8 protein-coding genes and 2 pseudogenes are annotated in these 11173 nt (G+C 48.9%); 1 reads left to right on the top strand and 9 read right to left on the bottom strand.

Going from position 1 to position 11173, the window contains the following annotated elements; translation table 11 throughout:
* Nucleotides 1-204 precede the first annotated feature (204 nt).
* From H6G00_RS06570 to H6G00_RS06520, 9 genes and pseudogenes are all read right to left on the bottom strand, one after another.
* Nucleotides 205-405 (bottom strand): annotated as a pseudogene (locus H6G00_RS06570) (SDR family NAD(P)-dependent oxidoreductase); the annotation flags it as partial.
* 40 nt (nt 406-445) lie between these two features.
* Entirely contained in the window at nt 446-1180 is a 735-nt protein-coding gene (locus H6G00_RS06565; RefSeq protein ID WP_190796127.1) for an SDR family oxidoreductase, read from the bottom strand.
* A 39-nt stretch (nt 1181-1219) separates the two neighbouring features.
* Entirely contained in the window at nt 1220-1633 is a 414-nt protein-coding gene (locus tag H6G00_RS06560) for a nuclear transport factor 2 family protein (RefSeq protein WP_190796126.1), read from the bottom strand.
* An 88-nt stretch (nt 1634-1721) separates the two neighbouring features.
* Complete coding sequence (locus H6G00_RS06555) at nt 1722-2681, bottom strand: type II CAAX endopeptidase family protein (protein ID WP_190796125.1); 960 nt, start codon at nt 2679-2681, stop codon at nt 1722-1724.
* A 30-nt stretch (nt 2682-2711) separates the two neighbouring features.
* Nucleotides 2712-3068 (bottom strand): AraC family transcriptional regulator, encoded by a 357-nt coding sequence (locus tag H6G00_RS06550; protein ID WP_190796124.1) that lies wholly within the window; start codon nt 3066-3068, stop codon nt 2712-2714.
* Nucleotides 3069-3170: 102 nt separating this feature from the next.
* The gene (locus H6G00_RS06545) at nt 3171-3728 is read right to left on the bottom strand and encodes a thioredoxin domain-containing protein (RefSeq protein ID WP_190796129.1); all 558 of its coding nucleotides are present in this window, start codon (nt 3726-3728) and stop codon (nt 3171-3173) included.
* 263 nt (nt 3729-3991) lie between these two features.
* Complete coding sequence (locus H6G00_RS06540) at nt 3992-4624, bottom strand: response regulator transcription factor (RefSeq protein WP_190796123.1); 633 nt, start codon at nt 4622-4624, stop codon at nt 3992-3994.
* A 5-nt stretch (nt 4625-4629) separates the two neighbouring features.
* Nucleotides 4630-7803, bottom strand: a pseudogene (locus H6G00_RS35245) (PAS domain S-box protein); the annotation flags it as partial.
* A gap of 1104 nt (nt 7804-8907) precedes the next feature.
* Nucleotides 8908-10047, bottom strand: coding sequence for an aldo/keto reductase (locus tag H6G00_RS06520; RefSeq protein WP_190796122.1), 1140 nt, complete (start codon nt 10045-10047; stop codon nt 8908-8910).
* 328 nt (nt 10048-10375) lie between these two features.
* Here H6G00_RS06520 and H6G00_RS06515 point away from each other — a divergent pair, with 328 nt between their 5' ends.
* Nucleotides 10376-11080, top strand: a complete 705-nt coding sequence (locus H6G00_RS06515) for a LysR family transcriptional regulator (RefSeq protein WP_190796121.1) — start codon at nt 10376-10378, stop codon at nt 11078-11080.
* The last annotated feature ends 93 nt before the right edge of the window (nt 11081-11173 follow it).

The raw sequence follows: 11173 nt of genomic DNA, 5'->3' as shown, positions 1-11173 counted from the left end.
CGTACTGTAAATGCTCTTCCCAAAGTGCTTGCAAAGACTCCTGGGCTGGTGTCAAATTGGTAGTTGCTTGTAAATTTGCTTGTCCGTCTACAGTTTGCTCTTTGACCATGATTAAATACTCCTGGTTCTATTTATCTAAGTGTCTTGAGTTCCAATGCTTGACTGCTTTCAGATTCTTGTGATGTTAGTGAATTTGTTTCAATGGACGTATAAGCATTCAGCGCCTGTTTCGCGAATCAGTTGGGGGTTTTTTTCTCCTTCTGCGTCGCGTCTACCGGAGAACACGACTTTTGCTCCAGCAGCACCGAGCGCGCGCTGCTTCGCAGATACCGCAAGGGTCGCCGTTGCACGACCAATTCCCGATGTGCCACCAGTCACTAAAGCCACTTTATCTTGCGGTATCATTTTGTTTCTCCTGTTTCAATCAAGATTGACTTTCCGAGATTTAGCTCATTTGTCCAATCGGTCGAACAATGATTTCATTCACATCCACCTCTGCGGGTTGCTCGATTGCAAAGGCAATTGCGCGCGCGATCGCTTCTGCTGGAATGGCAGAGTCGCGGAATTCCTCCACCCATTCCGCTGCTTCAGCATCCGTGATCGTGCTGACGAGTTCAGATTCAGTATTTCCAGGTGAAATCACTGTCACCCGAATATCCGGTGATTCCTGCCGCAGTCCCTCAGAAATCGCCCAAACTGCAAACTTAGTGGCGCAGTATACGGCTGCGGTTGGATAGACGTTGTGCCCGGCGATCGAGGATAGATTGACAAACTGCCCTGATCGTTGCTGCTTAAAGAGAGGTAGCGCAGCAGCAATCCCGTGAAGCACACCGCGAATGTTCACATCAATCATGCGGTTCCATTCATCGACCTTCAGCACCTCAAGCCTGGAGAGTGGCATCAAGCCTGCATTGTTCACCACAACATCAAGGCGACCAAATTTATCTTGGGCAAACCCGACAAAGGCTTGCATGTCTTCGAGGTTGGTGACATCAAGGGTACGGTATTCTGCTTCGCCACCTTTAGAGCGAATTTCGGCAGCGATTGCTTCCAGTCGATCGGTGCGCCGCGCCCCTAACATAACCCGTAAACCCTGATGAGCCAGCACTCTAGCAGTTGCTTCACCAATACCGCTACTAGCCCCAGTAATTGCAATAACTTTATTCTCAGCAGTTGACATGGTGATTGTTCCTTGTAGGTGATTAAAGCTGATTGGCAGTTAGGCTGCTCTTAGGATGTCTGCCTGTACAACTTTGGTAAGCTGCTCCATATACAACCGCGCCCATGCGATCGTATTTTTTCTCAGTCCCACAACAACAACACCTCGCATATCAAGTTCTGTGCCGTTGGTATGGTTGCCTTGCCAGTGCCACTCTGACCAACCCAACTCATCCGCGATCGTATGGGTGATTAATTTCGCCTGAAGATCAGGAACTTGAGCGAAGAGAGCAGTCCAGTTCTTCCGCACTTGTTCTGCACCAGTGAAGTTTCGCGCCGGATGGACGGGTTGTTCACCTATGAAGTCAGGAGCAAAGCAGTTCACGAATGCATCAATGTTATGAGCATTGATTGCAGCTTCCATCTTGAGCAGAACTGAGGAAGTGTTTTGAATAGGAGTAGTCTTTGTGTTCATGTTGTTATCTCCATTGTGTTTAGAGGTATTACTCGTCTGAGCCTTTATGCTGCCTTTGGCAACCAGGAAACTTTGTTGACTAACGAGATCACCGACGACCCTTCCGATCGCTCTGGGAAACGGGTTCGGATGCCTTGTCGCGTTTGAACACCTTGTAGGCGATCGCCAGGAATATGGGGACTATCACCAGCACCGATAGCGCCACGTAGGTTGCGCGGAACTCGCTGACGGTAAACAGAGCTGGCGTGGTCAGGGCGGTTCCAGGTGCGTTGATCAGGAGTATGCCACCGATGTTATTCGCGAAGTGTACGCCAATGGCGAGTTCGGTGGTTCCGTCAATCAACGAGACCACGGTCCACAACAGACCCGGAACGAGGAAGTAGTTGAAAAAGACCGTGAGCCAGCCACCTGAGATCGCCTCCGGGTTGGCGAGGTGCGGCAGGGTGAATGCCACGGCTGCCACGATCGCCAGAAAAACGCGGTTGGTCGAGATCATGCTCGCGCCCTGCACAACGTATCCGCGAAAGAACAGCTCCTCGGTGGTGGTCTGGATCGCGATGAGGACCAGTGCCAGCGGCACGAAGAGCGCGAACGACGCGAGGTCGGAGTTGAAGGAAAAGGTGTCGGGGTAAAGAAGGTATTGTCCCAGCCCGCCTATCAGACACACTGGAACGAACCAAGCCACAAACCCCTGGCCGACGCGACGCCAGCTTATCTTCTCCCGCGCCGTGACGAGCGTCCGGGCGTGGCGGCGGTGGATACGGGTAACGGCAATGAGAACCCCCACGAGGAAAAACGCGAAACCTACCATAACAAACAGGAACTTCCCGAAAGGATCAAGCACGGTGTAATCCGGCTGTCCGCTGAGCGCGAATGCGACGAGTACGCTGGCACCAGTCCCGACCACCAGCCACGCAAAGAGGATGACCACCAGTCCCAGAACATACCGCCACCCCCGATACTTCCCCCACCTCGCAGCCTCCACGTAAGTCGCATCTTGCACTTCCGTTCCGATTCCCTGCTTTCCTTTGATTGCTTTGAACTTCATCTTTGTCTCCTTGACTCGTGCGTCATAGAGTTAGCGAATCTGTTTTGGGGTCATTCCAGTGATTCGCTTAAACTGTTGGGTCAGATGGCTTTGACTGGAGAAACCAACTTGTAAAGCAATGTCGGCGATCGCTAAATCTGTTTTCGACAGCATCAATTTCGCTCGTTCCACCCGCTGTTGAATCACGTACTGGTGTGGAGAAACCTCGATCACTTGTTTGAACAAACTCGCAAAATAGGTCGGACTCATGTTGATCACATCTGCAAGTTCAGCCAGCGACAAGTCTCGATCGAGGTGAGTTTGAATATAGTCGAGTACTTGTTGCAATTGGAGGTGTGTTAAACCTTTGCGCTTGAACTCAATGGTTGGTGTTGTAGTTGTTAGCATGGTTCAAAAACCGGCAAGTTGTTCAACAAAACAGGCGAAAGCTAGCGATCGCGCATTCGATCACTTACTAGCACTCACAAACAAGTCAGATATGAATGGAGCTTAGTGACTTGCAGCGACAACGGCTGCCGTCAACTCTGTTATTGTCCAGCGTCCGGTATACCGAATGTTATTGATAAATAGGGCTGGAGTATTGGTCACTCCACTGCGTATTCCACTTTCGATATCTTGATTAATGCGATCGATATGCACCTGCTTAGACAACTCTTTAAGAAATTGAGGGATATCAAGCCCTAAATTGTTGGCGTACTCTACGAGATAACCATTTTCTAACTTCTGTTGATGAGCAAACAAAGTGTCGTGTATTAACCAAAACTGTCCTTGAGCAGCAGCGGCTTCGGCAGCTTGAGCGGCCCGTTGAGCTTGGGGATGAATCTGTGCTTGCGGAAAATGACGGAAGATCAAGCATAAATAATCTTCTCCAAAAGCAGCACTAAGCTCTCGTTTGAGCGCTTTAATCAGCCTGTAAACGTCGGCACTGACAGAACATTGATAGTCTCCATACATCACCAGCACGACTCTGGCACTTAGCACACCCTGAATGTGATCCTGTGTTGAAACTGGAACAAATAACGAACTGTGATCTCGGTCTTGATTCACTTGAACACCTCTGAGGGAAGCAATGGTAATCGCAAGCGATTCAACCCTCTTTCTGCGATCTAGATGAAGCAAACTCAAATGCTGCAACTCAGTTGCCATCGATGTTTGTATAGATTAACTATAGGTAATTGCTCTCTCACTTGTCGTCCCCTGAGAGTTGCAACTTTTGCTCACTTAAGTGAATGATGAATTAGTCACTCTGCCAATGTCATCATTGCTCCAACTCGGGTTGGACTCTGGAGTCAAACTAAAGGATGACTGGCTTACAAACTGACAATGCCGCGTTTAACCGCAACAATCACGGCTTGGGTACGATCGCTCACGCCCAACTTACTTAAAATTCGATTGACATGGGTTTTAACAGTATTCTCACTAATACTTAAAGCAGTCGCAATATCTGAATTGCTCATCCCTCGTGCCATTAAGCCCAGTACCTCTAACTCTCGTTCCCTGAGTTCTGGATTATTCAGGCGCTGCACCAGTTTTGCTCCCACGTTTGGTGGAATGTATTGCTGACCACGAGCAACCGTGCGAATCGCATTCAGCAACTCATTGGATTTAGTATCCTTGAGTAGATAGCCTTGAGCACCTGAGTGCAATCCGCGATAGATATCCTCATCTCCATCGTAGGTGGTTAGCACAATAATCCGGGCAGGTTTAAATTCAGCACAGATTGCGCTGATGGCTTCCACCCCACTAACTTGCGGCATTCGCAAATCCATTAGCGTTACATCTGGTTGATGTTCCCGAAAGCAATCGATCGCCTGTTGCCCATCTTCGGCTTGAGCAATCACTGTCATTTCTGGATTGCGGTTAATGATGGTTGCCAATCCTTGCCTAACAATGGAATGATCGTCAGCAATTAGAACCCGAATCAGTGTGGATTGGCTCGTCATGATTATCACACTCGATCAACAATGACAATAATTTCTGTTCCTTGACCGGGTTGGCTTTCGATCGCCAATTGTGCTCCGATGCGCTCTGCCCGTTCGCTCATGCCCAACAATCCAAATCCGCCGCTCATTGGAACGCCAACCACGCCAAAGCCTTGTCCGTCGTCTTTGACTTGCAAGCGACACTGAGCATTGTCATAGACTAACTCAATTCTAATTTCATTCGCGTTAGCGTATTTGATTGCATTGGTCAGTGCTTCTTGTCCAATCCGCAGCAAGTTATTTTCCACCTCGGCGGGTAAGGAATAGGCGACCCCCTGAATTGAGTAAATGAGATCCGTATTGGTCGCCACTCTCATCTGGTTTACCAACCGCTCCAGGGCACTGGATAAATCACCTTCTTCTAGCAACTGGGGACGCAGGGCTGTCACTGAGCGACGCGCTTCAGACAGTCCAGTGCGGGCTAACTCCTCGATCGTGTCTAGATGCGCTTGGGTAGCTTCTACATCATCGGTTAACACTTGAGTCGCTGCATCAACCTGGATCAGAATGCCTGTAAACGCCTGAGCAAGTGTGTCATGAATTTCACGCGCCATGCGGTTGCGTTCTTCTAAAATTGAGGCGGCTTCTGCTTGCTTTTGCAGCGTAATATCTCGCGCCAGCCAAATCACCTGTTCGTGCTGAATCGGGGCAATGCGAGCCGAAAACCAGATTTCTCGCCCAGCAAAGCAGTGACTGTATTCAACGGTAAGGACTTGTTGGGTTCTCAGCACCTGCTGAATGTGATTCAGGAATTCATCGGCTTGTTCTTTGGCAAAAAGTTGATGCAGCGTTTTGCCAGTACACTCCTCTCCATAGGATGAATTTCCTTTGATTGTGCAGATCAATTGCCCTTCAGCATTGAAGATACACAGCGGGTCGGGAATGGCTGAAACGAGCGCCCGCAGTTCTGCTTCAGAGTCTTGCAACGCGACTTCTGCTTGCTTGCGTTTAATTCCCAATGCCATCTCGCGAGCGGCAAACCCCAATGCCTCAAAGTGAGATGCCGGAATGGATTGTCGAGCAAACATCACGATCACGCCAACCAACTGCTCATCCAGCAGGATCGGATAGCCTGCAAATGCCACAATACCTTCTCGCTCTGCCCATTCGTGATTAACATATGAATCATCAAACACATTGTTGATCAACAGTGGAAAGCCTTGAGCAATTCGTCCAAGTTTCTGGCTATTCATGGAAACTCGACTGTAGGTACCGTTAAGACGGGTATACATTCCCGCACTAGCTTGTAACTCCAAAACATCCTGGTCTTTATTGATTGTCCAAATTCGAGCAAATGCCGCATTCAAGTGCTTAACAACGGCTTCTGCACAGCGATGCAGCATCAATGGTAAACTATCACTTTGAGCAAGGGCACTGTCCACATCAGCACGAAAAGCGGAGAGGATTGCCTGTTCTCGAAACTGAGCCTCGGACTGGCGCAACACCGCTTCTGCTTGTTTGCGATCGTCGATATCCGTAACAACTCCCAACGCTCGGATGGGTTCACCGGATTCATTCCAGGTCACAATTTTGCCGACAGAAAGAGTCCATTTCCACTGACCATCCTGGGTACGCTGGCGATACTCTACTTGAAAGTTGGGGATTTCTTCAGCAATGTAAGCACGGTAGGTTGCGACAACTGATTCTCTGTCATCAGGATGCAAACGAGCAATCCATTCAGAAATGGTTTCGTGGAATGTTGCTGGATTGTAGCCCAGCATTAAAGCGTATTCTGGGTTAACAATTCTTTCTTCAGTTTTTAAATCGATATCGTAGAGTCCTTGATTTGAAGCGGTTAATGCTAAGCGTAATCGTTCTTCACTCGTTTGTAGAGCGGCTTCTGCTTGTTTGCGATCGCTAATATCCGCAACCACCCCTTCGATGTAGTCATCGTCTGCATTCAGATAAGCAGAGGAAAGCCCCCAAAATACTGTCCCATCTTGTTTTCGCAGTTGTACTTCAAAGCTTCGCACTTCCCCATCCCGCTTCAGCATCTCAATGGCTTGTTGGCGATCGCTGGGATTTACAAAATAGCCGATGCTGTGTTCCACCCCAATGATCTCCTCTGGTGAATCAAAGCCCAACAGATTGGCATAGCGTTGATTGGCATTGAGAATTAATCCATCCGAGAGGCGGGTGCGGAAGATGCCGACCTGCGAGTTTTCAAAGATAGCTCGGAACTTGGCTTCACTGCGTTGTAATGCCTCTTCTGCTTGTCTACGCTGGGTGGTGTCGTTGCCCACCGATAAGATTTCAACGACCTCTCCCTGGTCATTGAAGATGGCTTGATTCGACCAGACCATCCAAACTCGCCGACCGTCTCGACACAGGTTTTCCCCCTCGCCTTGTGGGTACAGTTGAGGATTACGAAGTAAATCGTGAACCAATGGTTTGACATCGCGTCCAGAGGTTTCGATGTCTGGAATGATGGTTTCAAATACGGTTCGCCCTACAATTTCATGTTCTTCATAGCCCAATAATTTCACTCCATAATCGTTGATGTAATGAATCCGTCCTTGCGGATCATAGCGAATGATGACTGAATTCGCGGTTTGCAACAGGTTGCGATAATTTGCTTCACTTTGTCTCAATGCGGCTTCGGTTTGTCGACGTTCTGCAATCTCCTGCTGCAAGGCTTGAGTTTGCGCTTCTACCTTCCTTTCCAATGTTTTGGTATAGTCTGCTAACTGTTCATACAACCGAGCATTTTTCAGTGAAATTGCCGCCTGAGCCATCAACAGTTTCAGGACTTGTAGGCGATCGCTAGTAAACACTCCGGTACTGAGATTGTTCTCCAAATAAAGGATGCCGATCAACTGGCTTTGATTGAGAATGGGTAGACAGAGGAGCGATCGCGTCTGTTGCTTTTGAATGTAAGGATCAGTTGAAAAAGACGATTCGCTGACTGCATCATCAAACACCAAAGTGTCTTGAGTGCGTTCTACCAAGCGAATAACGGAGACAGGAATCGTTGCACAGTCGGCAACAGCAAGCTTTTCTAGGTCACACTGTCTACTTCCGCTGCATTGAGCCATCACAGTGAGTTGATCCTCTTCCAGGAGAACCAGAGTGCCAGTTTCGGCTCCTGCATTTTCGATTGCCACCTGCATCAACGTGGCAATTAATTGATCGAGATGGATCATTAAACTCCCTCCGACGAAGGACTGTCAGCCATCTCCCAAAGTATATCGCTTGCCAAAATCCAGAAAATTAAGCTTCTGAGTGGATTTTTGAAGGTTTTCCAATGATTACATTTCTGTGGCAGCGGGGGGAAGGTCCCAGGCGACCCCAAAATCTCGTTGCCAATCTTGTCAGCAATGCGGGAACTTCGCTGTTGCCAAAGGCAATCGAATAATTCGATGTCCAGTGGTTTTGCCCTTTCTTGTGTTCTGATTGCGCCGTGACCCTGACGATAATATTCGGTGTTAGCAGACTGCACGCCCAACATTTTTGATTCAGCGATCGCCTCATCAGTGATAACTACAAAACTGCTCTAATTATCGGCGATCGCCCCATAAATTCTTCCCCATTCCGCTATTATTCTGACAATAGCCCGATAGAGATAAGTGCAATTATCGTTTACGGGCAAGTCGCAATTTTTCAGGGTTTTTAACTGAATTGCTTACAGCTCAAGACTTTGAGCGATCGCGTAGCGCTTTTTGCAGCTATGCTGATACTGTTGGCGAAACATTGCTTAACGCACTGAAAGACCTGAATCTTTGTCGTTGCCTCGCTAAAATTCATTGAGCTTTGTATCTTTCACAGGCGATTCAGTTCCTTTACTTCGATTTATCGTCGATGACCTGCTAGAAGTCTGCCGTCTTTCAATGCGGTGCAAAGTTTGAACCCCTATCTCCCACATTACCAGGAGCTTTCGCTTCCTCCAGCATCCTTTACCCACTGGATAGTTGTGCATTCCTTACGGCTTGCCTACTCTGACCTCAAGACCAGAGAATCCATTGGGTTTCTGTAGTTCCAAGTGTTTGAGATGGGTCCGGGTCGGGTTCCGTCTTCACTCCGATGGGACTATGATCTGTCACTTAACGGAGTAGCAAGCTGTTAAGCCACCCACTCACCTTTTGGCCTCAGTGTCTCAGCCCCATTTCCCTGACCGGCACAAATGATGAAGCTTCAAACAACGGTTCAGTTACCTTAACCCTTTCAGACTTCCCCTTGCCCTTACCCAGATTGAGGCTTCTAGGCTTGGATACGTTCGTAGTCTGCATTCCAATACATACTCCATCTCAACCAATTGGACGTGGATTTGGCAGACGAACCAACCCATTAAAATTCTTGCCAGGATACCAGGGCGTTTGGAGAAGATTGTCAAAACCAGGAAGGCTTTCCATGTGTTCCACCATCCGGATACGCATGGAATCATCGGGTAACGATCCCCTTAATGCACCCATGTTTTCAACAACGTGGTCTGGGTTCGTGGTCGCGGGAATTGCGCAGGTTAGAGCCGGGTGAGAAATCACATACTTGAGAAAAAACTGGGCCCAGTTTTCGCAGCCAAAATCGCTGGCAAAATCGGGTAGTGGTTGCCCCTCTACCAATTCAAAGAGACGGGCTTTCTCAAAGGGCATGTTGGCTAAGACTGCTGTTCCTCGTGCCGCCGCCGCAGGAAGAATTCTGTCTTCAACTCCACGCTGACGGATTGAGTAGCGAAGTTGAACAAAGTCCAGGTCGCCATTCTCGATCCACCTCTCAAGCGCAGCAAAATACAACGGATCATGATGGGTAACGCCCACGTAACGAATTCTACCTTCTTCTTTCCATGCCTTTAGCAGGGGTAAAATTGCGTCTACATTCACCAAGCTGTGAACTTGCAACACATCAATGCGATCGCGAGACAATCGTGTCAGTGATTGTTCAAACTGACGTTGCGCTTGGCTGGGATCGCCCAGATACTCTCCAGTTGCCCAGGTTTTGTTAGTAATAAACAAATTATTGGTCAAGCCGAGGGTTCTGGCAAATTCGCCCACGTTCACTTCCGACATCCCATAGAGCAGTGAGGTATCGACCACTCGCCCGCCTGCATCCCAAAAGCGGCGCATCACTTGTTGAAGATGATCGCGGGGCTGATCAGACAAAGCATCAAAGGTCATGAACGTTCCCAGCCCGATTGCAGGCAGTTTCTCCTTTGTGCGCGGGATCTCTCTCGTGATGATCTGCGAGGGTTGATTTGGAGCAGGTTGCGACGGTTGAGTTTGAGTTTGATTCTGTGCCTGTGCCGTCTTCAAAAGAGTAGGTGTTAAGGCAGCGGCGGCGGCACCAAATCCTAACAATCCAAGCGCAGACCGACGGGAAATATTTCGCCTAATTGCTGGACAGGAATAATTGTTATTGGGTGTTGCATCATCTTCCAGGTTGCTGTTAGTCATTACTCATTACCGTAAAAAACACTGGCATTAGCGGCTTCATACCCTCAGGACCAGAAGCTTGATCGGGCGCGAAATATCTTGCCGATCTGGAGGCACGGCTTTGTTGGAAAGGCTGGGGGTTTTATCGCTGAATGCTTAGTAAAACGTTTCAAGTGACTGTTTTTGCGCCACTGTCAGTGCTGAAGTTTGATCATCACTAACGAATGCATAGAAGTCTCAGTTGATAACAAACACGAATGAAACTATATCGATCATTACACACAGAACATAATGTGTCCAATGCATATTGAAGATGTCTGCTATATCAGTAGTGATATAGTATGAAACTATGACTCAACAGTTCCCCAATCTCGCGCGCATCGACCTCAATCAACTTCTGGCTTTGCAAGCCATCCTGGAGGAGAAGCACATCACTCGAGCAGCCGCTCGAGCCTCGCTCAGCCAGCCAGCAATGAGTCGCGTACTGGGTCGGCTGCGATCGGCACTTGGCGATGACCTGCTCATTCGTAGCGGCGTCGGGTACGAGCGAACACCGCGCGGCGATCGCCTGCTGCAAGAGCTGGAAGTTCTCCTGCCTCGCTTAAATGCAGTGATTGGGAGTAATGACTTTGATCCCTCCACCTCACAACAATGTTTCCGAGTTGCAGGCACTGACTATGCAGCCGCCATTATTGTCAGTGGCACGGTGCGGCTCTGTCGCCAATCTGCTCCCGGCGTTCGCGTTGAAGTCGTTGGCTGGACACAAGACAGTTATCGTGATGTGGAAATGGGTCGCTGCGACGTGGCGCTGGGCGTCGGCAGCGTGCCAACCCTGCCCAAAGAATTGAAGGTAGAAGTGCTGTACCAGGAGAACTTCGTGTGCTTGATGAGTACAGACACCAAATTTAAGGGCAAGCGGTTTTCTCTAGACGAATATCTGCGCCGCCCACACGCGGTAGTCGCAACCGCCGAAGGGCGACAAACCATGATTGATCGTCCGCTTGCTGATTTGGGAAAGCAGAGGAATGTTGTGCGGTTGTGTCGCAAAAACTGATTAGGGACAAACGATCGGTATCGTTTTCATTCCCTTAAGCAGCAATTTCAAAGATTGCTTCAATAAACTTGGCTTGAGACACACTGTCCCCTT

The organism is Leptolyngbya sp. FACHB-541 (genome assembly GCF_014695875.1).
GTDB lineage: Bacteria > Cyanobacteriota > Cyanobacteriia > Elainellales > Elainellaceae > JAAUTN01.
Note: the sequence above shows the minus strand (reverse complement) of the source record. Positions and strands in the feature narration are given on the sequence as shown.

Excerpts from the sequence above, each read along its gene's own strand:
- H6G00_RS06565 (WP_190796127.1), bottom strand. The coding sequence starts at position 1,180 with ATGTCAACTGCTGAGAATAAAGTTATTGCAATTACTGGGGCTAGTAGC.
- H6G00_RS06560 (WP_190796126.1), bottom strand. The coding sequence starts at position 1,633 with ATGAACACAAAGACTACTCCTATTCAAAACACTTCCTCAGTTCTGCTC.
- H6G00_RS06555 (WP_190796125.1), bottom strand. The coding sequence starts at position 2,681 with ATGAAGTTCAAAGCAATCAAAGGAAAGCAGGGAATCGGAACGGAAGTG.
- H6G00_RS06550 (WP_190796124.1), bottom strand. The coding sequence starts at position 3,068 with ATGCTAACAACTACAACACCAACCATTGAGTTCAAGCGCAAAGGTTTA.
- H6G00_RS06540 (WP_190796123.1), bottom strand. The coding sequence starts at position 4,624 with ATGACGAGCCAATCCACACTGATTCGGGTTCTAATTGCTGACGATCAT.
- H6G00_RS06520 (WP_190796122.1), bottom strand. The coding sequence starts at position 10,047 with ATGACTAACAGCAACCTGGAAGATGATGCAACACCCAATAACAATTAT.
- H6G00_RS06515 (WP_190796121.1), top strand. The coding sequence starts at position 10,376 with ATGACTCAACAGTTCCCCAATCTCGCGCGCATCGACCTCAATCAACTT.